Raw genomic sequence first — 22,672 nt, 5'->3', positions numbered from 1 at the left:
AAAACCGTCGGGCCGCCGGGCGCCGATTCCACCCACCCACCCGACAGACAGCAAAAATTCCGTCGCTGAAGTCGAATCAGAGAAGAAATGACGCTATGGTGCCAGTGTCGCGGAAGTATTTCGTCGTGGAGGCCGGACATGCAGCCATACGTCTACCAACGCCGGACCCTCACCGAGCCCGACTGGCGCCGCTTCCCCGGCTGGCACGACGTCACCCGTGACCAGTGGGAGTCCGCCCAGTGGCAACGCGCCCACTGCGTCAAGAACATCGCCCAGCTCAAGGCGCTCCTCGGCGACCACATCGCCGACACCTTCTACGACGACCTCGCCGACGACCAGGCCCACCACGCCACCATGTCCATGCTCATCCCACCCCAGATGATCAACACCATGGTGCCCACCGGCGGCCTCACCACCGACGCCCTCTACGCCGACCCCGTCCGCCGCTACATGATCCCCGTCGCCAGCGACCGCCTCACCGACTGGCCCTCCCACCCCTACGCCACCCGCGACTCACTCCACGAACACGACATGTGGGTCGCCGAGGGCCTCACCCACCGCTACCCCACCAAGGTCCTGGCCGAACTGCTCTCCACCTGCCCGCAGTACTGCGGGCACTGCACCCGCATGGACCTCGTCGGCAACTCCACCCCCACCGTCGACAAGCTCCGCCTCACGCTCAAACCCACCGACCGGTACGACGCGATGATCGCCTACCTGCGCGCCCACCCCGGCGTCCGCGACGTCGTCGTCTCCGGCGGCGACGTCGCCAACGTCCCCTGGAAGCACCTCGAGTCCTTCCTCATGCGCCTCCTCGACATCGAAACCGTCCGCGACATCCGGCTCGCCACCAAGGCCCTCATGGGCCTCCCGCAGCACTGGCTCCAGCCCGACGTCGTCGAAGGCCTCGAACGCGTCGCCCGCACCGCCGCCCGCCGCGGCGTCAACCTCGCCATCCACACCCACGTCAACCACGTCCAGTCGCTCACCCCGCTCGTCGCCAAGGCCGCCCAGACCGCGCTCGAGGTCGGCGTCCGCGACGTCCGCAACCAGGGCGTCCTCATGCGCGGCGTCAACGCCACCGCCGCCGACCTGCTCGACCTCTGCTTCGCACTCCAAGGCGAGGCCGGCATCCTGCCGTACTACTTCTACATGTGCGACATGATCCCCAACGCCGAACACTGGCGCGTCGCCGTCTGGCAGGCCCAGCAGCTCCAGCACGACATCATGGGCTACCTGCCCGGCTACGCCACCCCGCGCATCGTCTGCGACGTCCCCTTCGTCGGCAAGCGCTGGGTCCACATGATCACCGAGTACGACCGCGAACGCGGCATCAGCTACTGGACCAAGAACTACCGCACCTCCATCGAGCACGACTCGATGGACCTCGACCGCAGCTACCCGTACTACGACCCGATCGACACGTTGCCGGAAACCGGCGCCGACTGGTGGCGGAAAGAGCACGCTGAGTAGGTGCGCCGCACCATCCTCCGACTCCTCGGCATCAGCCTGGCCGCAGCCGCGCTCATCCTGTACGTCAACTGGAACGACGACCGCGACGACGCCGGCGGCTTCGACCCCGCCGGCCGGCTGAGCTGCGCCGACGCCAACAAGGCCGCCGCGCGCGCCACCGCCGCACCCACCGTCCGCGAGACCCGCGCCCCGGCCGAGCTCGCCGCCGCCTGGGCCCGGGCCCGCGACCCCGACCTCGTCAAGGGCCAGCACGAGCTGCACGCCGAGACGGCCCGCGTCGACATCGCGTTCGACCGCAGGGCCCAGACCGTCGCCGTGCTCACCTTCCGATCCCACGACGACCTCGGCTGGCACCTGGACGCGGTGGTTGCGTGCCAGGCCCTGACCAAGCCCTCCTGAGCGGTCGTACCTCAAGAAAAACGAAAGTCTGCCGCGTAGCGGCTGGAAAAGGGTTCTTCAGTGCGGCGCCAGCCGCACCCCCTAAGGCATCCTAGGATGCTAGGAAACGACCCCTGACCGGCGCGGTCGTCCAGCCGCCAGCCGCCGGGGGTCCTGCTCGACCGCGATCTTGGAGTTGTGGTCCCTGCTATGTCCGGAAAAGGGGGACAAATCGCGGACTGCAACTCCAAGATCGCGGTCGGAGCGCAGAGAAGCGGGACGGGAACGGGCGCGGCGAGACAGGAGCGGCGGGACGGCGCGGGCGTCGTGGAGGAGCGGCGAGGGCCGCGTGCCGGGGCGGCGTCAGGCCGGGTCGAGCGGGTCGGCGAACAGCGGCTCGAACGCCAGCTCAGCCGCGCCCAGCAGGGAAGCGTCGTCGCCGAGCTGCGGCGTACGCAACCGGACGTGCTCCCGGCACGCCGGCAGGCCGTTGCGGTTGAGGCGGCTGCGCACCTGGGCCGCCGAAGCGAGGTACACCTCGCGAAGCGTGCCGCCGAAGATGACCATCTCCGGGTTGAAGATGTTCACCAGGTTGGCCACGCCGAAGCCGAGCCAGTCCCCGACCTGCCGCACCGCGGCCTGGGCGCTGTTGTCGCCCCGCGAGGCGGCGTCGACGACCGCCATGATGCCGTCGCGGCCGGCCGACGGGTTGCGGCCCGCCGCGGCGAGCAGGGCGTGCTCGCCGATCTCGGTCTCCCAGCAGCCGTGGGAGCCGCAGCTGCACGGCTTGCCGACCGGGTTGACGACCATGTGCCCGACCTCGCCGCCGTACCCGCCGTGGCCGGTGACCGGGCGGCCCGCGGCGATGATGCCGCCGCCGACGCCGGCGTCGCCGTACAGGTACACGACGTTGTCGCAGCCCACGGCCGCGCCGCGGGTGTGCTCGGCCAGCGCGGCGAGGTCGGCGTTGTTGCGCACGGCGACCGTGCGGCCGTCGCCGATCACCTCGCCGAGGGCCTCCCCGAGCGGCTGGTCGACCCAGCCGAGCTGCGGGCCGAGCCGCACGTAGCCGTCCTCGCGGCGGACCATGGCGGAGACGGCCGCGCCGCTGCCGATGAGCCGCGCGTCGGCGGGCGCCGCGGCCTGCATTTTGCGCACGAAGTCGGCGATGGGCGCCACGACGGCCGCCGCGTCCTGCTCACCGCGGGGACGGGCGGCCTCGTGCCGGTCGAGGAGGACACCGCCGAGCCCGACCCGGGCCGCGACGATCCGGTCGACCTCGACGGCGAACGCGTAGACGTACACCTTCTCGGACTCGGGCCGGACGACCAGCGAGGGTCGCCCGGCCCGGCCGCGCTGCTCCTGCGGGACCTCTTCGCTCACCAGGCCGGCGGCGGCGAGGTCGGCGGTCAGCGCCCCGATCGTGCTGCGGTTGAGTCCCAGGCTCGTGGTGAGGTCGGCGCGGGACATGGCGCCGTGGAGGTGCACGGAGCGCAGGAGCGCACCGAGGTTGCTCCGGCGGATCTCCTCCTGGCTGGGACCAACGCGCATGCTCGGCTTTCTCTACGGGGGCGGGTAACGAGCCTAGCCGCCGGTCGTCAACTCAGTCCCGCGGCGGCCGCTCGCCGGCGCGACAGCGCGTCGACGCTCGCCGCGAGCAGCAGGACGACGCCGGTGACGATGAACTTCACGCCCGACTCGTAGCCCAGCAGGCCCATGCCGTTCTCGATGACCGCGACCACGGCACCGCCGAGGACCGCGTCGAGGACCCGGCCCTTGCCGCCGAAGAGGCTGGTGCCGCCGATGACCGCGGCGCCCACCGCGTACAGCAGGACGTTGCTGCCGCCCGTGTTCGGGTCGACCGACGCGGCGCGCGACGCGGCGATGATGCCGCCGACGGCCGCCATGCCGGAGCAGATGACGAACACGGAGATGCGGATCGCGTCGACGTTGATGCCGGCCCGGCGGGCGGCCTCCTTGTTGCCGCCGACGGCGTAGACGTGCCGGCCGTAGGCGGTGCGGCCGAGCACGAACGTCCACAGCAGCAGGAACACGCCGATGATCAGGACGACCATCGGGACGCCCTTCTGGGAGAACAGCACGTTGCGGCCGCGCTCCAGGTTGAGCACGTAGACGGCGACGCCGAGCAGCACCGCGACCGCGCCGACGCGCAGGGCGATGACCGACATCGGCTCGACCGCCAGGCCCCGCTTCGCCCGGCCCCGGCGCTTCCAGAGGTGGACCGCGAGCAGGCCGAGGACGGTGACGGCGAAGAGGATCCAGCCCTGGGTCGGGGTGAACCGGCCGTCAAAGTTGATCTTCTTGATCGTGGGGTTGTCGACGGCGATGATCGTGCCGCCCTTGATGAGCAGCAGCACCGCACCCTGGAAGGCGAGGAACGCCGCCAGGGTGACGACGAACGACGGGATGCCGAGCTTGGCCACGAGCGTGCCGAGCACGAGGCCGATGACGACACCGGTCACGATGGCACCGAGGACGGCGACGTACCACGGATAGCCGTGCGTCGTGAGCAGTGTCGCGAGCACGGCGGCGCAGACGCCGCTGGCGAAGCCGGCGGAGAGGTCGATCTCGCCCAGGAGCAGCACGAACACGAGACCCATGGCGATGATCGTGACGGCCGCGCCCTGGGTCAGCAGGTTGGCGAAGTTGGCCTTGCTGAAGAAGACCGGGCGGGCGATCGAGAACACGATCACGAGCACGATCAGGCCGGAGATGGCGGGCAGGGCGCCCATGTCGCCGCCGCGCACCTTGCCGAAGTAGCTGCTGACGTAGCTGCCCAGGGTGACCGGCCGGCCGGCGGCCGCCTTCTCCTCCGGGGGCACGGTGGACACGGTCATGCCGCCGCTCCGTTCTGGCGAAGGCCGAGGTCGCCGCTGCGCCCGGCGGTGATGAGTTCGACGACCTGCGAGTGGGTCACGTCGGACGCGCGGACCTCGGCGGCCATCTGGCCGAGGAAGAGCGCGGCGATCCGGTCGGCGACCGCGAACACGTCGTTCATGTTGTGCGAGATGAGCACGACGGCGAGGCCGTTGTCGGCGAGGCGGCGGACGAGCTCGAGCACCTGGGCGGTCTGCGCGACGCCCAGGGCGGCGGTCGGCTCGTCGAGCACGACGACGCGGTTGTTCCACAGCACGGCCTTGGCGATCGCGACGGTCTGGCGCTGGCCGCCGGAGAGGCTGGAGACGTGCTGGCGGACCGACTTGACGGTGCGGACCGACAGGCTGGCGAGGGTCTCGGCGGCCTTCTGCTCCATCGAGATGTCGTCGAGGACCAGGCCGCTCTTGATCTCGCGGCCGAGGAACATGTTCTGGACGATGTCCAGGTTGTCGCAGAGCGCGAGGTCCTGGTAGACGATCTCGAGGCCGAGGGCGGCGGCGTCGCGCGGCCCGTGCACGGTGACGGGTTTGCCGTCGAAGTAGTAGTCGCCGGAGTCGATGGAGTAGATCCCGCCGAGGCACTTCACCAGGGTGGACTTTCCCGCTCCGTTGTCGCCGACGAGGGCGGTGACCTGGCCGGCGTAGGCCGAGAAATCCACGTCACGCAGGACCTGGACCGGTCCGAAGCTCTTGTTGAGCTTCTTCACTTCCAGCAAGGGTGTGTCGGTCACGATGCTCCTTCTCCATGTCCGACTTCTTCGTCACCGGCGGAAGGGGTGCCGCCGGGTGTTCTCACGGCCGAGGCCCGGCGCCCACAGAGTCGAGGCTGTGGACGCCGGGCCGGTGTCACCCGGTGTTACTTGATGCCCGCGGCGGTGCACTTCGCGGCGAAGTCGCCGGTGCAGAGCTCGGCAGCCGTGACGTAGCCGTCGTCGACGACGTCCTTCACGTTGTCCTTGGTGATCGACTTCGGGGTGAGCAGCACGGCGTCGACGTCACGCTTGCCCTCGGGGTCCGTCACCTTCTGGGTGGTGGAGCCCTTCTCGCCCTTGGCCAGGCCGATGGCCAGCTTGGCGGCCGCGTCGGCCTCCTGCTTGACGGCCTTGTAGACGGTCATGCACTGGTCACCGTTGAGGATGTTCTGCAGACCCTGGACGGTCGCGTCCTGACCGGTCACCGGGACCTTGCCGTTGAGGCCCTGCTTCTTGAGCGCGTTGATCGCGGCGTTGCCCAGACCGTCGTTGGCCGCCAGGACACCCGCGATGTTCGGGGTCGAGGTCAGCATCTGCTCGAAGATCGTGCCGGCCTGGGTGTTGTCCCAGTCCGGAACCCACTGGTCCGGGCCCTTGACGTACTCGCCGCTGTCGTACTTGGCCTTCAGCACACCGTCGTAGCCCGCCTTGAACAGGGTGGCGTTGTTGTCGGTCTGCGAGCCGTTGAGCTCGGCGATGATCGGCTTGGTGGCCTTGAGGTCGGTCAGGCACTTGACCAGGCCCTCGCCCTGCAGCTTGCCGACGGCCGTGTTGTCGAACGACACGTAGTACGACGCGGAGCCGCCCAGCGTGAGCCGGTCGTAGTCGATCGTCGCGACGCCGGCCGCCTTGGCCTTGTCGAGGACGGCCTTACCGGTGCCGGAGTCGAGGTTGACGATCATGAGGACGTTGACGCCACCGGTGATCATCTGCTCGGCGATGGTCTGGAACGCGGCCTTGTCGCCCTGCGCGTTCTGGATGTCGAAGTCCACGTTGGCGGCCTTGAAGGCGGCCTCGAGGTACTTGCGGTCCGCGGTCTCCCAGCGGGCCGACGACTTGCTGTCCGGCAGGATGACGCCGATCTTCTGCTTCTTGGCGGAATCGCCGCTGCTGCCGGAGTCCGACTTGTCGTCGCCACAGGCGGTGAGGCCGCCGGTGGCGAGGACGCCTACCGCCAACAGGGAGAGGATCCCTTTGCGCATTTGCACGGGTCCTTTCGGATATGCGCCTTTGGGGGGCGCGAGGAGGTTCTAGGGCGGAGTTCCACCGTCGGGGTGTGTCCGGGACGACGGTGATTGTTGTGTCCGGCAACGTATTCCTCCGCGCCCCGTGGACACAAGGCCACCGAGGTCCAGACTTTGTTGTTGCCGGTAACAATTGCGCAACGCGCCGGCAACCGCCCCTGGCGAGCCGATCATCGCGCCCGAGCGTTGCGAATTGGTCACTTTTCGTAACAGTGACGGGGGTTGTAGCCGCTTTGTAACCTTTGGACCGAGATGACGCTCAGTAGCGGTTGAGCCGATCGGTCGGGGCCATGACGATCCGCGGGTTCGTCGCCGGGTCGAGCCAGCGCAGGACCCCGACCAGGTCCTCGTGGGCGAGGCTCACGCAGCCCAGGGTCGCGTTCCCGTTGCTCTGGTGCAGGAAGATGCCGCTGCCGCGGCCGGGGGTGGCCGGCATGTTGTAGCGGATCACGGCGAAGTGCGTGTACTGCGGGCTGATCTGCCACAGCGGCTCGCTCGGCCCGCCGGGGTTCGGCCCGTGACTGAACGTGTTGTAGCCGGGCGAGTCGCTGTTCTCGTTCCACCAGTCGTCGGGGACCAGCCGGTGGTACGCGTACCGGACGCCCGGGTTGCCGCCGATGCCGTACATCGTGCCGTCGATCGCATACACGCCGGTGGGCGTGGTCCGGTCGCCCTCGCGCTTGGTGTCGCTGAAGCCGTTGGACCCGATCCGGGCCGGCATCGCCGCGAACACCGGCTGCCACGCCCCGCCCGACTTGGCGAAGGCCTGCAGCGTGCCCGACGTCGACGCCATGCCGGGCGTCTTGACGATGACGACCTGGGTGGTGGAGGCCGGCAGCGTCCGGAGTCTCGACGCGTCGTTGGCGGCTACGGTACCGGATGTGCCGGCGCTCTTCGGGACTGCGCTCGCCGGCGCGCGGGTCACGGACGGCGACGCCGTGGACGGCGACGGCGCGGGCACCGCCGCGACCGGCACCTCCTCGACCGCCGGCGTCGCGCTCGCGGACGGCGCGGCGCCCGGCGCGGGCGGGCGCTTCGAACACGCGGCGAGCGGCACCAGCAGAGCGGCGATGAGCAGCGGGAACGCGGTCGTGCGACGGGCGCGTCGACGGCGCTGGTCAACCGGCACGACCCATAGTATTCCGACCATGGCGGTACATACCCGGATCGCGCCCGTCGCGGCGCTCGTGTCGCTGCTCGCGGCCGGCCCCGTCACCGCGGCCTGCGGATCGGGGCGGGCGCACCCGGCGGCGGCCGCCGCCGGCACCGCCCCGGCGGCGTCGGACGCGGTCCCGCCGAGCGCGGCCTCCGCCGGTACACCCGGATCCACAACGCCTGCCACGGACTCCAGCGAACCGTTGCCGCCCGCCCTGCGCGAGGCGATGACCGGGGTATCGTGGCGGCCCGGGTGCCCCGTCGGCCTCGACGACCTGCGGCTGCTCACCGTCACGTTCGTCGACTTCGCCGGGGCCGAGCAGCGCGGGCAGCTGGTCGTGCACCAGGCGATCGCGCCGGCGGTGCTGCGGGTGTTCGCCAAGCTGCGGGCCGCGCGGTTCCCGATCCGCAGCATGCACCTCATCGAGACCTACGGCGGCAGCGACGACGCGTCGATGGCCGCCGACAACACCTCGGCGTTCAACTGCCGCAACGTGCCCGGAACCAGCCACTGGTCGAACCACGCCTACGGGCGGGCGATCGACGTCAACACGGTCGAGAACCCATACCTGCCCAAGGGGAAGATCATGCCGCCGGCCGGCAAGGACTTCCTGGACCGGCGCAACGTGCGGCCCGGTATGATCATCGAGGGTGACGTGGTGGTGACCGCGTTCCGCGCCGAGGGCTTCACCTGGGGTGGCGGCTGGCGCAGCGGGATCGACTACCAGCACTTCGAAAAACCAGAATAGGTGAGCCGAGGGGCGCACGACGGTCCCGCCGTTCGGGGGAACATTTTGTCGTACCGCGCCGACATACTGGGCCCCATGTCACGTTCCGGGACGTTCCGCCTGCTGCTCGCGGGCGCATTGGTGCTGGTCGTCGGTGGGGTCGCGACCACCGCCTACGCGTTGCGCCGGTCGCGCTCCGACAGCTCCTCGACCGCGAATCCCGAGGTCGGCACGACCGCCGCCGCGTCGCCGTCGCCGTCGAAGCCGGCGTTCGTCGGCTGGTCCGACCCCGAGCTGGTCGGCAAGCCGTGGGGCACGAAGGTCAACGGCTTGTTAACGTTCCGCGGCAACCCGACGCGCACCTACTACGGGCAGGGCCCCGTGCCGAAGACCATGCCGGTGCACAAGTGGCAGTATCCGAAGACCGGCGGCATGTGCGCGATGTCCGAGGACAAGGGCAAGACCACGCAGTGGTGCGGCAACGGCTGGACCGGCCAGCCGGCCGTGTTCGAGCGCGACGGGCGCACGTGGGTGGTGTTCGGCGCCTACGACCGCAACATCCACTTCCTCGACGCGGCGACCGGCGAGCAGATCATGCCCGACTTCAAGACCGGCGACATCATCAAGGGCACGGTCACCGTCGACCCCGACGGCTTCCCCCTGCTCTACTCGGGCTCCCGCGACAACTACTACCGGGTCATCGCGCTCGACCGCGGCGTGCCGACCGAGCTGTGGAAGCTGTCCGCCAACGCGGTGAAGCCGACGATGTGGAACGACGACTGGGACGGCTCCGGCCTGATCATCGACGACTACCTGTTCGAGGGCGGCGAGAACAGCCAGTTCCACATCGTGAAGCTCAACCGCGGCTACGACGCCAACGGCAAGGTGACGGTCAACCCGAAGCTGGTGTTCAACACGCCGGGCTGGGACGAGCAGCTGCTCAAGGACTTCGGCGACACCAACGTCTCGATCGAGAACTCGGTCGCCATCTACAAGAACACCGTCTACTTCGCCAACTCGGGCGGTCTCGTGCAGGGCTGGGACATCAGCGGCCTCAAGGAGGGCAAGACCCCGACCCGCACGTTCCGCTTCTGGACCGGCGACGACACCGACGCGTCGATCGTCATCGACGAGGCCGGGTTCCTCTACGTCGGCTCGGAGTACGAGAAGGGCAACGCCCGCTCGAAGCAGGTCGGCCAGATGATGAAGCTGGACCCGTCGAAGCCCGACAACCCGGTGGTGTGGTCGGTGAAGGACCAGGGCACGAGGCCGGCCGGCATCTGGGGCACGCCGGCGCTGTACAAGGACATCGCCATCTTCGACACCACGGGCGGCGACGTGATGGGCCTGGACCGGCAGACGGGCGCGGTCCGCTGGAAGTTCCACGTCCCGGGCAACGAGACCTGGCAGTCCCCGGTCGTGGTCGACGACACCCTGTTCATCGGCGACTGCTCGGGCGTCATGCACGCCTACGACGTCGGCGACACCAACGCCCAGCCCAAGCTGCTGTGGGAGCTGAAGATCGGCGGCTGCATCGAGTCCACCCCGGCGGTGTGGAAGGGCGCAATGTACTTCGGCACGCGAGCGGGCGCCGTCCACTCCCTCTCCGTCTCGTAACCCCGGCCGCCGCCCCTCCGGCAAGGCTGCCTTGCCGCGGCAAGGCTGCCGCGGCAAGGCCCTCCGGCGCGGCCGCGCCCTTCCGACGGCGGCGGGCGCGAAGACCCGGACGCGGGCTTCGGGCGGCGGCGCACTGCGCGCAGGGCTTCGCGCGTGGCGCCGCCGCGGCCGTGGGCACACGCCGGCAGCGGGCTTCGCACGGCAGCGGGCTTCGCACTCCGGACGAAGGCTCCGGGACACGGGGGCTCCGTGTCCGGGGCTCCGGACGGTGGTCGGCAGCGCGGCGGAAGCGACCTGGCCACCCGCCGTCTTCTGCCGACGCGGTCTCCCACGGGACGTGGCCTGGCCGTGGCCACACGTCGCCACGCCGGCGGCAGCGGGCACGGACCCGGGACTTCGGTGCGGGCTCCCGACCCGCGGCATGCCCGGCGGCTTCGTCCCATGATCAATAGAGAGTTCGGGCTGCCATGGCGACCAGAACTCGCCATCGATCATGGGACGGGCCGGCCGGCCCGTGGCCCCGGCCCGGAGCTGATTCGTGGGAAGCATTTGGCTGTCCCGGCGACCGGATGGTTCCCACGATCATGAGGCGACTCGCCCGCCGGGCGTAGCCAGGGTGTCGCTGCCCGTAGCGCAATGTGGGTGCCAGCGGGTTGCTGAGGACGCCGGCGGCTCAGTTCCGCAGCCCGGGGCCCGATCAACGGGCTACGCGACCGTCGTCCGTAACCCCGGGAGGGCTGATGCTGCGCATGCTGAGCAGGATGCTCAGGGCCGCCGTGCCCACTCGGGGCTACGCGTGGCTGTGCGCGGCCGTGGCCACCGTCGTCGGCGGGCTGTTCGTCGCGTTCGTGACCGGGGTCGGCGGGCCCGTCGTGTCCCAGAACATCTCCAACGTCGCACTCTTCGGCGCCGCATTGTGTGCCGCCTGGGGCTGCCTCGTCAAAGTTTGGCAGGCCGACGGCCGCCGCGCGCGGCTCGCCTGGGCGCTCACCGGGCTCGGCAGCCTCTCCTGGGGCGTCGGGCAGATGTTCTGCATCTGGTATGAGACCGTGCTCGACCAGGAGGTCCCGTTCCCGTCGCTGGCCGACGCCGGGTACTTCTGGATGATGCCGTTCACCGCGGCCGGGTTGCTGCTGCTGCCGATGAGCCGGCAGAGCGTGGCGCAGCAGGCGCGCAGCATCCTCGACGGCCTGATGATCGCCGTCTCGCTGCTGCTCATCACCTGGGTGCTGATCCTCGGGCCGCTGGTGCACCAGGGGGCGGACAGCTCGCTCGCCCTGCTCATCACGCTGTGGTACCCGGCCGGCGACGTCGTGGTGCTCACCGTGGTCCTGTTCATGCTCGCCAGGCTCAGGCGGGGCGGGTCGCGGCCCATGTCGCTGCCGCTCGTCGGCGTCGGCCTGCTCGCGTTCACCGTGTCCGACTCCGGCTACGCCTACCTGACGCTCATCGACTCCTACGGGTCGGGGGCCGTGCTCGACCTCGGCTGGTTCGCCGGGTTCGCCCTCATCCTGCTCGCCTCGCGCAAGCCCGGCACCGCGCACGCGGAGGAGGACGGGCACGCGCTCACCCGGCCGCTCGGTGTCATGCTGCCGTACCTCGCCGTGCTCGCCGCGCTCGTCACCAGCACGTTCGAGGTGTTGCGGCACGGCATGCACGACACGATCGTGTCGTGGAGCCGCTCGGCCATCATCCTGCTCATCGTCGGCCGCCAGCTGCTCACGCTCCTGGAGAACCGGGTGCTCACCCGCGACCTGGAGCTGCGCGTCGAGACGCGGACCGCCGAGCTCAAGGCGAGCGAGCAGCGCTTCCGGGCACTCGTCCAGCACAGCTCCGACGTGGTGACGGTGATGGCCGCCGACGGCACCGTGACGTACCAGAGCGAGTCCATCGAGCGCGTCTTCGGCTACGACCCGGTCTTCGCCACCGGCATCGTGCTGCCCGACGCCATCAACCCGGAGGCCGGGCGGATCCTGGGCGAGGCGATCGACGCCATCCGCGACACGCCGTACGCGAGCCGGGTCGTGGAGATCCCGATGGCCCACGCGGACGGGCACCGGTGCCTCGCCGAGGTCACCATGACCAACCTGCTCACCGACGCCAGCGTGCACGGCATCGTGCTCAACTCCCGCGACATCAGCGAGCGCAAGGAGCTCGAGGACCAGCTCGTGCACGAGGCGTTCCACGACGGGCTGACGAAGCTCGCCAACCGGGCGCTGTTCAAGGAGCGGGTCGAGGCGGCGCTGCGTCACCGGCGCGAGGACCGCAGCGTCGCCATCCTCTTCCTGGACCTCGACGGGTTCAAGGAGGTCAACGACAGCCTCGGCCACGCCGCCGGCGACACGCTGCTGGTGCAGGTCGCCGGCCGGCTCGGCGCGGCCGTGCGGCCCGGCGACACGGTGGCCCGCTTCGGCGGTGACGAGTTCGCGGTACTGATCGACGAGGTCGCCGGCGCCGAGGACGCCGACGAGCTGGCCGGTCGGATCATCGCCGCGCTCGACGAGTCGTTCGGCATCGACAACCAGGAGATCCACGTCCAGGGCAGCATCGGCATCGCCCTCACCGGCCTCGACGCGCAGGACGCCGACCAGCTCATGCGCAACGCGGACCTGGCGATGTACCGCGCCAAGTCGGCCGGCTCGGGCCTGTTCGCCCGCTACGACCCGCAGATGCACTCCGGCCTGGTCGAGCGCCTCCAGCTGGGGGCCGACCTGCGCCGGGCGCTCGACGGCGACGCGAACGAGCTGCAGCTGCACTACCAGCCGACGATCGAGCTGCGCACCGGCGACATCGTCGGGTTCGAGGCGCTCGTGCGCTGGCGGCACCCGGTCCGCGGGATGATCTCGCCGGTCGACTTCATCCCGCTCGCCGAGTCGACCGGCCTCATCCGGCCGCTCGGCCGCTGGGTCCTCGCGGAGGCGTCCCGGCAGGCCGTCGCCTGGGGGTTCGACCAGCCGGGCCGGGCGCTGACCATGGCCGTCAACGTGTCCGGCGTGCAGTTCGACCAGCCCGACCTGCCGCAGATCGTCGCGTCGGTGCTGGCCGAGACCGGCCTGCCGCCGGACCGGCTGTGCCTGGAGATGACCGAGAGCGTGCTCATGACCGACACCGAGGAGAACCTCGCCGTCCTGCTGTCGCTCAAGGACATCGGGGTGAAGCTGGCCATCGACGACTTCGGCACCGGGTACTCCTCGCTGGCCTACCTGCGCCGGTTCCCGGTCGACACGCTGAAGATCGACCGGTCGTTCGTCGAGCGGCTCACCGGCGCGGCCCCGGACGCCGCCCTGGCCCGGACCATCGTGCAGCTGGGCCAGAGCCTCGGGATGGCCACGGTCGCGGAGGGGATCGAGCAGTACGCGCAGTTCCTCGCCCTGCGGCGGATGGGCTGCGACCTCGCCCAGGGCTACTACTTCTCCCGCCCGCTGCCGGCCGGGGAGGCGGGCCGGCTCCTGCGCGACCCCGCCGCCATCGCGGCGTAGCAACGCGGCGGAAAACGCGCAAGAACGCGCAGAAACAGCCGCGCGCCGCGAACCATCCCGCAACCCGGCAGCGACGGCGGCGCCAACCGTGCGCCGTCACCGTCATGGACGGACCACCTCCAGTACACCCGCGACGAACGGAGTCCGCCCGATGACGGCTGCCCTCGCCGACCAGGCGCGCCTGGACCTCCCAGCCCACTGGCCGGCCGCGCTCAGCCCGCGCGCCCTGGCCGCCGTCGACGCGCCCACGCCCTTCCTCGCCGTGGACCTCACGACGGTCGCCGACCGGTACGCGGCGTTCACCGCGGCCATCCCCGGCGTCTCGACGTTCTACGCGATGAAGTGCAACTCGGCCGAGGACGTGCTGGGCACCCTCGCCGCGCTCGGGTCGAGCTTCGAGGTGGCGTCGATCGGCGAGCTGCGGATGCTGCAGGAGATCGGCGTCGACGCGTCCGAGGTGCTGTACAGCAACCCGATCAAGCCGCCGGCCGCGATCGCCGAGGCGCGCAGGGCCGGCCTGTGGCGGTTCGGCTTCGACTCCGAGGGCGAGCTGCACAAGCTGGCCCAGTACGCGCCCGGCGCCGCCGTGTACATCCGGCTGCGGGTCGACGACTCGACCAGCCTGTTCCCGCTGTCGCGCAAGTTCGGCGCCGAGGCCCACGAGGCCCGGGCGCTCATGCTGCTCGCACGGGAGCTCGGCCTGCGCCCGTACGGCGTCACCTTCCACGTCGGGTCGCAGTGCTCGACCACGAGCGCGTGGCGGCAGGCCGTCGCCGCCGCCGGCCGGCTGCTCGCGGCACTGCACGAGGACGGCGTGCACCTGGAGATGCTCGACCTCGGCGGCGGCTTTCCCGCGCGGTACGTCGAGCGCGTCCCCTCGCTGGCTCAGATCGCCGACACCCTGAACGCCGCGCTGGACGAGCTGCTGCCGTACCGCCCGGCGCTGCTGGCCGCCGAGCCGGGCCGCCACCTGGTGGCGGAGAGCGCCGTGATGGTGGCGAGCGTGCTCGGGCGCGAGGTGCGGGCCGGGGAGAACTGGCTGTACCTCGACGTCGGCGCCTACAACGGCATGATGGAGACCCAGCAGACGGTCCAGCAGTGGCGCTTCCCGCTGTGGACGTCGCGCACCGACCACGCGCTGGTGCCGCACCTGCCGTTCACCGTGACCGGCCCGTCGTGCGACAGCTCCGACACCATGTTCTACGGCGTCAACCTGCCCTCGACGATCGAGGTCGGCGACCGGCTGTACATCGGCTCGGCCGGCGCCTACACGCTGAGCTACGCGTCGCACTTCAACGGCTTCCCCCCGCCGGAGCCGGTGGTCGTCGGCGGCCCGCACGCGCACGTCCCGGCCGCGCGGCAGGTCACGCCGTAATGGCGGCGGCCGCCGGGTCGGCGCCGCAGCACCGCAGCCGGTTCCCGGGCGGCCGGCGTCGGGCCGGCCGCCTGCGGGAGCTGCTGGTGTCCGGCCTCGTCGACTCGTTCGGCCTGTCGCTGGGCTGGACCGTGTTCAACCTCGTCGCGACCCAGCGCGGCGGGCTGGCGACGGCCGGCCTCCTCAACGCGGCGATGCTGCTCGGCGTCGTGCTGTCCGCGCCGGTCACCGGCCGGCTGGCGCGCCGCCTCAACGGGCGCACGCTGCTGTACCTCGCCGCCGGCACCGAGGCGACCCTGCGCGTGGCCACGCTGGCGGCGCTGCTCGCCGGGTTCGACGCGTGGCTCGTCGCCGCCGGCGTCACCGTCATGCACGTCGCGGCCTACGCCGGGTTCGCGGCGATGCGCGCCGAGGTCGCGGCGGTCGACGCGCGGCCCCGGGCGATGACCCGCTACGCGCTGTCGATCGCCGCCGTGGAGGCCGCCGGCGCCGGCGTGGCGGCACTCCTGCCGCTGCACGGGACGTTCATGGTCGGCGTTTTCCTGCTGTACGGGCTGAGCCTGCTGCCGACCGTGCTCACCGCGCGGCGGGCCCGCACCACCGCCGCGCCCTCCGGCGGGAACGTCAGCACCGCCGGCACGCGCCTCGAGCGGACCCGGGAACGGCGCCGCGCCCGCCTGCCGCTGCCCGTCCTGGCCGGCGGCGGCCTGGTGATGCTCGTGGCCTCGGGCCCGACCCTGCTGTCGGTCGCCCTGGCCAGCGAACTGCACGGCCAGCACGCCGTCGCCGGCGCCGCGGCCGCGTTCAGCGCCGGCTGCCTGCTCTCCTCCGCGGCCGTCGACCTCGCCGACCGGTTGCGCCGCTCCCCCGCCGTCATCTGGCCGCTGTGGGGCGTGGGCATGCTGGCCGGCTGGCTGCTCGCCCCGGCCCACCTGGTCGGCCTGTTCCTCGCCCAGTTCCTGGCCGGCCTGAGCATGACGGCGTTCGAGGGCGGCATGGACGCCCGCATGGCCCGCGACGCCCGCCCCGGCACGGTCACGACGGTCCTCGCCTGGTCGGCGTCGACCCGGGCCCTGGGCGGCGCGATCGCCGTGCGCGCCCTGCCGGTGCTGGTGGCCGCCCCGGCGATCGGCCTCGCCGCCGGTACGGGCGCCGCGGTCCTCGCCACCGTGGCGCTGCTCGCCCTGGTCGGGGCCGGCGCGACCCGCAGCTCGCTGCAGACCGGGTAGTCGTGCACCCCACGTACGTGGGGACGTAGGCGAACCGGCCCACGTCCCCACTCCCGGTTGCTAGTCCCGCATCATCACGATGAAGGTGAATCCGGCGCTCGTCGGCCGGCGCAGCGAGATGTCGCACTTGATCCGGCGCAGCACCTCGCTTCGGCTGAAGCCGAGCCCGTGCGCGATGAGCCGCTCCGGGCGCACCGGCACCGGATCCTCGAAGACGACCGCCACCTGGACCGGCCACGCCGCGTCGAGCCGGGCCGGCGGGGTGTCCAGCCGCCACGCCCCCTGCCAGTCCAGGGTGAACCGGTTGCGCCGGGCGAGCAGCGGATCCAGCAGCGTGGCCGCCACCAGTTCCGGATCGTTGGCGTGGTACCCGTCGAGCTCGGCCGGATCGAAGGACCCGACCGTCGCCCGCTCGCGCACGGTGAGCTTGCTCGTCCGATCGCAGGACACGCACCGGACCAGCAGCCACACGTCCAGCAGCTTGCCGCTGGCGTTGACGCGGAACCTGCCCTCGCCGGTGGTGGCCGACTGCGACCGGCAGTCCACGCACCGCAACGACAGCAGCGGCAGCCTGGTCCGGCGAACGACCCAGGGCAGCACAGTATGAGGTTGTGAAGACATGATGATCTCTCTCAAGACCTGACCCGGGGCCGATTGCGCGCGGCCCCAAACGCTGCATGAAACGGGCGCACTCGGGCAGCCCGGCAGGACCGACGGGAGGGTCGGCCTGAAGATGCGCGGAAGAAGGCGTCAGGTCTAGAGAGCGGGCGGGGTCACGCGGTTGTCCTTGTCCTCGCTGCGACGGGGCCACCGGCAACCTACGGGAACGCCGAGGGGCGGCTCAAACGATTTCGGCCACCCCACCGCCGCGGAGCGGCGACGTGGGATGTGTTCCCATGGCGTCATGATCGAACGTTTCCACCCGGCGTCCTTCGCCCCCGCCGCCGTTCCGCTGTCGCACGCCACGAAGGCGGGCGGGTTCGTCTTCGTCTCCGGTCAGGTCGCGACCAGGCCCGACGGCTCCGTCCACCTCGGCGAGTTCGCCGACGAGGTGAACCTGGTACTGGACAACGTCGAGGCGGTCCTCGCCGCCGCCGGCGCCCGCCCCGACCAGCTGGTCAAGGTCAACGCCTTCCTGTCCAACGCCACGCTGTTCGCGCCGTTCAACGAGGTCTACGCCCGCCGGTGGGGGGCCGCACCGCCGGCCCGCAGCACGGTCGTGGTCGACTTCGGCCGCGCGGACGTCCGCGTCGAGGTCGAGGCCATCGCCTGGGTCGGCTGACGCATTCTGCCCGTTTGCCGTCTGACAACTCTCCGTAGTGGCTAGATTGCGAAGCGTGTTCGCGTCTTCCTGGGCGCGACGGTGACGCATGACGGGGGACGGGATGCCAGCGCAAACCAGGCCGACGCCGGGCGCCGCGCGCCGCCGGGTGGGGGGCCGGACCGTGAAGGCCGGCCTCGCCCTGGCGACGGCGGGGTTCGTCGTCTTCGGCAGCACGGCCGGGTCCGCGTTCGCGGGCTCAGGCGGGGCGACGGCCGGGCTGACGGCCAGGGAGGGCAGCGGTGCGGAGGAGGGCTCACCGGCACCGGCGGTGACGACGAGCGGCGCGAGCCCGGCCGCGAACGGCGCCGGTGCGGGCGCCGCCGGGTCCGCCCCGGCTTCGGGTGGGGGCGGTGCCGCGGCGAGCGCGTCGGCCGGCGCCGCGGCCGGCCCGTCCGGGTCGGCGAGCGCCTCCGGGTCGGCGAGCGCCTCCGGGTCGGCCAGCGCTTCGGGCTCGGCCGGCGGCGCAGGCTCCGCGAGCCCCTCCGGGTCCGCGAGTGCCCCGGGGTCGGCGAGCGCGTCGCCCGGCGGCTCCGCGTCGCCGTCCCGGCGGCCGGGCACCCCGGCCGCCACGAACACCACGGGCAGCGGCGGCACGACCGCCACCACGAGGCGCGTCAAGGTGGTCAGCGACGACGCCCTCGGTACCGACAAGCGCGGGGCCGGCAAGGACACCGACGCGCCGGACGCGGTGACGATCGCCGAGATCCCCGGCGACCCGGTGGCGGGCCCGTCCACGGACCCCTCGGCGACCCCGTCCGGGTCCGGGGTGCCGAGCGCCTCCCCGGCGCCCGGGGTGCGCATCCTCGCCGCGCCGGCCGCGCCGACCGGCGTGTCGGTCACCCCGCTCAACAGCGGCGTCTCGGTGGCCTGGTCGCACGACGGCACGAACGTCGACCACTACACCGCCACGGCCTTCGACGCCGACAACAACTCGATCGAGAGCTGCCTCGGCGGTACCGCCGCCGCCCTCACCTGCGACATCGCCGGCCTGACGCCGGGCACCGCCTACACCGTGCAGGTGGTCGCGTACGGCAGCGCCGATTCCAGCGAGCCCTCGGAGGCGGCGACGTCCGGCACCGTCGTGCCCGGGCCGCCGGCCGTGCCGACCGGCGTGCACGCCACCGGCAGCACGCCGACCGCGCTGACCGTGCACTGGACGGCGCCGTCGAGCCCGGCGAGCGCGATCGACCACTTCGTGGTCACGTCCGTCGAGGACAACAGCAAGACGTGCCAGACTGGCAGCGGTACCGCCACCTCGTGCGACGTCGTCGGACTGACCGCCGACACCACGTACACGTTCCAGGTCCAGGCCATCGGCAAGGGCCTGGTCGGCGACTCGGCGCCGAGCGACCCGTCCACGGCGGTGAAGCCCGGCCCGCCCGACGCGCCGACCGACGTGACGGCCACCGCCGTGGCGCCCAACACGCTGCGGGTCAACTGGTCCGCGCCGCTCGAGCCGCGCGGCGGCGTCAAGAAGTACGTGGCGACCTCCGTCGAGGACCCGGCGAAGACCTGCGACACCACCGACGGCGGCAGCCCGTACTGTGAGATCGACGGGCTCACCGCCGGCGGCGCCGGGTACACGTTCACGGTCGTCGCCCAGGGCATGGGCAGCAGCGGCGACTCGGCGCCGAGCGCGCCGTCGACGCCGGCCGTGGCGGCCGGCCCGCCCGGCGTGCCGACGGGCCTCCAGGTGACCGCCGGCGACAGCGAGCTCGCCGTCGAGTGGGTGGCGCCGGCCAACGCCGGCAGCGGCCTGCAGGGCTACACGGTCGAGACGGTCGAGGACCCGGCGAAGAACTGCGGTTCCGTCGACGACACCGTCCACGCGTGCACGATCTCCGGCCTGCAGAACGGCACCGGGTACACCGTGCGGATCCGGGCGAACGGCGTCGGCACCAGCGGCGACTCGGACTGGGTCAGCGCCGCGAAGGTCGCGCCGAGCATCGCACCCGACGCGCCGACCGGCGTCACCGCCACGGCGAAGGTCGAGGCGATCACCGTGGCCTGGACCGGCGGGTCGGCCGGCTCCGGCGTGCAGAAGTTCAAGGCGACCGCGACGGCGCCGGGCGGGGCGACGCGCAGCTGCGAGACCGCCGACGGCACCGGCACCTCGTGCACGGTCACCGGCCTGCTGGCGGGCGTGACCTACTCGGTGGCGGTGCAGGCGCTCGGCCTCCACGGCCGCGACTCGGCCTGGTCGACGCCCGCGGCGACGGCCATGCCCCAGGCGGTGACGGTGCCGGCGGAGGTGCCGCCGGCCAGCGGGACCGTCGACAGTTCCTCGGGCTCCGCGGTGGCACCCGGCGAGCAGATCACGATCAGCGGCTCCGGGTTCGCGCCGAACACCACGGTCAAGGTCGCGCTGTACTCGACGCCGACCGTCCTGGCGACCACCACGACCGACAGCAACGGGGCGTTCAGCGTCCCGGTGACGGTGCCGGCCGGGCTGAACGGCTCACACACCGTGGTCGCGTCCGGGGTGGACAGCAACGGTCAGCCGCGCTACCTGACCCTGGCCGTCGCGGTGTCCACCGACAACGCGACGAGCACGGGCGGCGACGGCGGCGGCTCGGGCTCCTCCGGCGGCTCCGGCTCGCTCGCGGTGACCGGTGAGCCGATCAGCAGCATGGCCCTGGGCGGGCTGCTCATGCTGGCCGCCGGGCTGGCGCTGACCTTCGCCGGCCGCTTCGGCCGGCTGGGCCGCCGGTCCGAGTAGTACGGGCAACGACCGGGGGCGCCTACTGTCCGGACAGTAGGCGCCCCCGGGCTGTGTGCCTGCCGATGTAGGGTCGCTCAGCGACCCGCCTCGGCGTGATACCGCTCGACGAGATCGGCACGGATGCGGCCGCGGTCGGAGACCTCGATGCCCTTGCTCTGTGCCCATTCCCGGATCGCGCGGTTCTGCTCCCGCTCGGCACGGGCGGTGAGGACCGGCCGGATCCGGACGCCGGCGCGGGCCGGCCCGGATGCGGTGGCGGCGCGACCGACCTTCGTGGCGGCGGTGACGAACGGCGCGAAGGCTTCGCGCAGCTCGGCGGCGTTCTTCGCGGACAGGTCGATCGCATACATCACGCCGTCGAGGCCGAAGCTGACGCTCTCGTCGGCGTGCTCGCCGTCGAGGTCGTCGATCAGTTCATGGATCACGCGTCTGGCCATGGCGATGGTGCCTTCCGGTACGGGGGGTGAACATCCGTGCCCGCAGCGTGCCCGTCTGATTGACCGCAAAACGGTCAGACGGGCAGTCGCGGGCACGGAACGGTCGTTGGAGCGTACCGCTGCGCCCATCGCTCTCCGCAACGGCCCCGGCGGTCTCAGGCGCTCACACGAGCGCGCATCGCCTCCCGCCGCTCTACGAAGCGTGACGCTTGGGCGTCGAGTCCGGCCATGAACGCGGCCAGTTCCTCCCGGGCCGCGTCCCCGTCGCCGGACAGCGACCGCTCGAACGCCTTCACCTGCCGCAGCACCGGCACGAGCACGTCGTCGTGGTGCAGCCGCAGGTCGTAGATGCCGGCCTTGGCGATGAGCACCGACTTGCGGCCGAAGCCCTCGATCGTGTGGCCGGGCATCTGGAACGAGGTGGCGACCCGGGCCACGGCCCGCATCGCCGTGTTCGGGGCCAGGTCGAACATGGCGCTGAGCAGGTTGCGGTAGAAGATCATGTGCAGGTTCTCGTCGGCGGCGACGCGGGCCAGCAGCTGCTCGCAGAGCGGGTCGCCGCTCTGCGTGCCGGTGTTGCGGTGCGAGACCCGGGTGGCCAGCTCCTGGAACGCGACGTAGGCGACCGACTCGATGAGGCCCTCGTAGGCGTTGCTGAAGCCGCCCTCCATGTGCTGCATGCGGGCCCGCTCCAGGGCCACCGGGTCGACGGCCCGGGTCGCCAGCAGGTAGTCGCGGATCGCGATGCCGTGCCGGCCCTCCTCGGCGGTCCACCGGTGCACCCAGGTGCCCCAGGCGCCGTCGCGGCCGAAGACGGTGGCGATCTCGTGGTGGTAGCTCGGCAGGTTGTCCTCGGTCAGCAGGTTCACCACCAGGGACGTGCGGGCCACCTCGGACAGCCGCGACTGGCCGGGCTCCCACGCCTCACCGCCCAGGATGCCGTCATAGTCGCGGCCCTCGCTCCACGGCACGTACTCGTGCGGGAACCACTCCTTGGCCGTGGCCAGGTGGCGGTTGAGGTTCTCCTCGACGACGGGCTCGAGCTCGCGCAGCAGGACGACCTCGTCGGTCGGTTCGGGGTGGCTCACATGGACTCCGGTTCGTAGACGTCGGGCGCCGGCGCGGTGCCGCCCAGGTGGGCGGGCAGCCACCAGGATTCACCGGGCCCCTTGGGACGCTGAGGATACTCACGTTGCGCCCGGTCCAGCAGGGCGCTCATCCGGGTGCGCAGCTCCGCGGTCACCGCTTCGCCGTTGTCCCGGCGGGCGGGGCGCAGCGGCTCCCCGGCGATGATGGTGACCGCGACGCCGCGCCGGCCCAGGTCACGGGGTCGGCCCTTGGTCCAGAACCGCTGGGTGCCCCACAGGACCATCGGCACCAGCGGGGTCCCGGTGGCCGCGGCCAGCCGGGCCGCGCCGCTCTTCATGTCCTTGATCATGAACGACGGGCTGATCGTCGCCTCCGGGAACACGCCCACGACCTCGCCGGCCTGCAGCGCGGCCAGCGCCGCCTTGTAGGAGGCCAGGCCGGCGTCGCGGTCGACCGGAATGTGGTGCATCCCCCGCATGAGCGGCCCGCCGACGCGGTGTCGGAAGATCGACTCTTTGGCCATGAACCGCACCAGCCGCCGCGACGGGCGCGCACCCAGGCCACAGAAGATGAAGTCCAGGTACGAGATGTGGTTGCAGGCGATGACGGCACCACCGGTCGCCGGCACGTGCTCCGCGCCCTCGATCGTGATCTTCATGTTGAGCGCGCGGAACATGGTCTTCGCCAACGCGATGACCGGTGGGTACACGAGATCAGCCATGGCACAACGCTATCGGTAGTCGCTGGGAACCACCTGTACCCTGCTGAAGACC

18 protein-coding genes are annotated in these 22,672 nt (G+C 71.7%); 9 read left to right on the top strand and 9 right to left on the bottom strand.

What is annotated here, in order from left to right:
• Positions 1–87: 87 nt before the first annotated feature.
• Positions 88–1,473 (top strand): KamA family radical SAM protein, encoded by a 1,386-nt coding sequence (locus IEZ31_RS46030; protein WP_190256485.1) that lies wholly within the window; start codon positions 88–90, stop codon positions 1,471–1,473.
• The gene (locus tag IEZ31_RS46025; protein ID WP_190256484.1) at positions 1,474–1,872 is read left to right on the top strand and encodes a hypothetical protein; all 399 of its coding nucleotides are present in this window, start codon (positions 1,474–1,476) and stop codon (positions 1,870–1,872) included.
• 342 nt (positions 1,873–2,214) lie between these two features.
• Here IEZ31_RS46025 and IEZ31_RS46020 read toward each other — a convergent pair whose 3' ends face one another.
• The 5 genes from IEZ31_RS46020 to IEZ31_RS46000 all read right to left on the bottom strand — a co-directional run bounded on the left by IEZ31_RS46020 (position 2,215) and on the right by IEZ31_RS46000 (position 7,873).
• On the bottom strand, positions 2,215–3,402 hold the full coding sequence (locus tag IEZ31_RS46020) for an ROK family protein (protein WP_190256483.1): 1,188 nt from the start codon (positions 3,400–3,402) through the stop codon (positions 2,215–2,217).
• A gap of 47 nt (positions 3,403–3,449) precedes the next feature.
• Positions 3,450–4,709, bottom strand: coding sequence for a sugar ABC transporter permease (locus tag IEZ31_RS46015; protein WP_190256482.1), 1,260 nt, complete (start codon positions 4,707–4,709; stop codon positions 3,450–3,452).
• On the bottom strand, positions 4,706–5,479 hold the full coding sequence (locus tag IEZ31_RS46010; RefSeq protein WP_190256481.1) for an ATP-binding cassette domain-containing protein: 774 nt from the start codon (positions 5,477–5,479) through the stop codon (positions 4,706–4,708). Before IEZ31_RS46010 ends, IEZ31_RS46015 begins: the two co-directional genes overlap by 4 nt.
• A 125-nt stretch (positions 5,480–5,604) precedes the next feature.
• A complete protein-coding gene (locus IEZ31_RS46005) occupies positions 5,605–6,702 on the bottom strand; it encodes a sugar ABC transporter substrate-binding protein (protein WP_190256480.1) in 1,098 nt (365 codons plus the stop codon).
• Between the two features lie 301 nt (positions 6,703–7,003).
• Positions 7,004–7,873 carry a L,D-transpeptidase family protein gene (locus tag IEZ31_RS46000; protein WP_190256479.1) on the bottom strand — a complete coding sequence of 290 codons (870 nt, stop codon included), beginning with the start codon at positions 7,871–7,873 and terminating at the stop codon, positions 7,004–7,006.
• Between the two features lie 19 nt (positions 7,874–7,892).
• Between IEZ31_RS46000 and IEZ31_RS45995 the strand changes: the two genes are divergently transcribed.
• From IEZ31_RS45995 to IEZ31_RS45975, 5 genes are all read left to right on the top strand, one after another.
• Entirely contained in the window at positions 7,893–8,648 is a 756-nt protein-coding gene (locus tag IEZ31_RS45995; protein WP_190256478.1) for a M15 family metallopeptidase, read from the top strand.
• A gap of 75 nt (positions 8,649–8,723) precedes the next feature.
• Positions 8,724–10,244 carry an outer membrane protein assembly factor BamB family protein gene (locus IEZ31_RS45990; RefSeq protein ID WP_190256477.1) on the top strand — a complete coding sequence of 507 codons (1,521 nt, stop codon included), beginning with the start codon at positions 8,724–8,726 and terminating at the stop codon, positions 10,242–10,244.
• 740 nt (positions 10,245–10,984) lie between these two features.
• Positions 10,985–13,723 (top strand): putative bifunctional diguanylate cyclase/phosphodiesterase, encoded by a 2,739-nt coding sequence (locus tag IEZ31_RS45985; RefSeq protein WP_229836896.1) that lies wholly within the window; start codon positions 10,985–10,987, stop codon positions 13,721–13,723.
• 151 nt (positions 13,724–13,874) lie between these two features.
• A complete protein-coding gene (locus IEZ31_RS45980; RefSeq protein WP_190256476.1) occupies positions 13,875–15,098 on the top strand; it encodes a type III PLP-dependent enzyme in 1,224 nt (407 codons plus the stop codon).
• Complete coding sequence (locus tag IEZ31_RS45975; protein ID WP_190256475.1) at positions 15,098–16,327, top strand: MFS transporter; 1,230 nt, start codon at positions 15,098–15,100, stop codon at positions 16,325–16,327. Before IEZ31_RS45980 ends, IEZ31_RS45975 begins: the two co-directional genes overlap by 1 nt.
• A 60-nt stretch (positions 16,328–16,387) precedes the next feature.
• On the opposite strand, the gene IEZ31_RS45970 is transcribed toward IEZ31_RS45975, so the two are convergent.
• A complete protein-coding gene (locus IEZ31_RS45970) occupies positions 16,388–16,927 on the bottom strand; it encodes a DUF1062 domain-containing protein (RefSeq protein WP_229836893.1) in 540 nt (179 codons plus the stop codon).
• 304 nt (positions 16,928–17,231) lie between these two features.
• Between IEZ31_RS45970 and IEZ31_RS45965 the strand changes: the two genes are divergently transcribed.
• Positions 17,232–17,609, top strand: a complete 378-nt coding sequence (locus IEZ31_RS45965) for a RidA family protein (protein ID WP_190256473.1) — start codon at positions 17,232–17,234, stop codon at positions 17,607–17,609.
• A gap of 163 nt (positions 17,610–17,772) precedes the next feature.
• Positions 17,773–20,370, top strand: coding sequence for a fibronectin type III domain-containing protein (locus IEZ31_RS45960; protein WP_190256472.1), 2,598 nt, complete (start codon positions 17,773–17,775; stop codon positions 20,368–20,370).
• 77 nt (positions 20,371–20,447) lie between these two features.
• Here IEZ31_RS45960 and IEZ31_RS45955 read toward each other — a convergent pair whose 3' ends face one another.
• The 3 genes from IEZ31_RS45955 to IEZ31_RS45945 form a co-directional block, all read right to left on the bottom strand.
• Entirely contained in the window at positions 20,448–20,798 is a 351-nt protein-coding gene (locus IEZ31_RS45955) for a histone-like nucleoid-structuring protein Lsr2 (RefSeq protein ID WP_373294800.1), read from the bottom strand.
• A gap of 167 nt (positions 20,799–20,965) precedes the next feature.
• Entirely contained in the window at positions 20,966–21,898 is a 933-nt protein-coding gene (locus tag IEZ31_RS45950) for an acyl-ACP desaturase (protein WP_229836891.1), read from the bottom strand.
• Positions 21,895–22,620: a lysophospholipid acyltransferase family protein gene (locus IEZ31_RS45945; protein ID WP_190256470.1), complete on the bottom strand. Its 726-nt coding sequence runs from the start codon at positions 22,618–22,620 to the stop codon at positions 21,895–21,897. Before IEZ31_RS45945 ends, IEZ31_RS45950 begins: the two co-directional genes overlap by 4 nt.
• Positions 22,621–22,672 lie beyond the last annotated feature (52 nt).

The sequence above is a fragment of the Dactylosporangium sucinum genome (genome assembly GCF_014647515.1).
Classification (GTDB): Bacteria; Actinomycetota; Actinomycetes; order Mycobacteriales; family Micromonosporaceae; genus Dactylosporangium; species Dactylosporangium sucinum.
The sequence above is the reverse complement of the archived record's forward strand: the minus strand, read 5'-3'. Positions and strand labels throughout refer to the sequence as shown.

Coding starts and splice junctions, on each gene's coding strand:
- IEZ31_RS45985 (WP_229836896.1), top strand. CDS start 10,985: ATGCTGCGCATGCTGAGCAGGATGCTCAGGGCCGCCGTGCCCACTCGG.
- IEZ31_RS45965 (WP_190256473.1), top strand. CDS start 17,232: ATGATCGAACGTTTCCACCCGGCGTCCTTCGCCCCCGCCGCCGTTCCG.
- IEZ31_RS46030 (WP_190256485.1), top strand. CDS start 88: ATGACGCTATGGTGCCAGTGTCGCGGAAGTATTTCGTCGTGGAGGCCG.
- IEZ31_RS45975 (WP_190256475.1), top strand. CDS start 15,098: ATGGCGGCGGCCGCCGGGTCGGCGCCGCAGCACCGCAGCCGGTTCCCG.
- IEZ31_RS45990 (WP_190256477.1), top strand. CDS start 8,724: ATGTCACGTTCCGGGACGTTCCGCCTGCTGCTCGCGGGCGCATTGGTG.
- IEZ31_RS46015 (WP_190256482.1), bottom strand. CDS start 4,709: ATGACCGTGTCCACCGTGCCCCCGGAGGAGAAGGCGGCCGCCGGCCGG.
- IEZ31_RS46020 (WP_190256483.1), bottom strand. CDS start 3,402: ATGCGCGTTGGTCCCAGCCAGGAGGAGATCCGCCGGAGCAACCTCGGT.
- IEZ31_RS46005 (WP_190256480.1), bottom strand. CDS start 6,702: ATGCGCAAAGGGATCCTCTCCCTGTTGGCGGTAGGCGTCCTCGCCACC.
- IEZ31_RS45945 (WP_190256470.1), bottom strand. CDS start 22,620: ATGGCTGATCTCGTGTACCCACCGGTCATCGCGTTGGCGAAGACCATG.
- IEZ31_RS45980 (WP_190256476.1), top strand. CDS start 13,875: ATGACGGCTGCCCTCGCCGACCAGGCGCGCCTGGACCTCCCAGCCCAC.
- IEZ31_RS45995 (WP_190256478.1), top strand. CDS start 7,893: ATGGCGGTACATACCCGGATCGCGCCCGTCGCGGCGCTCGTGTCGCTG.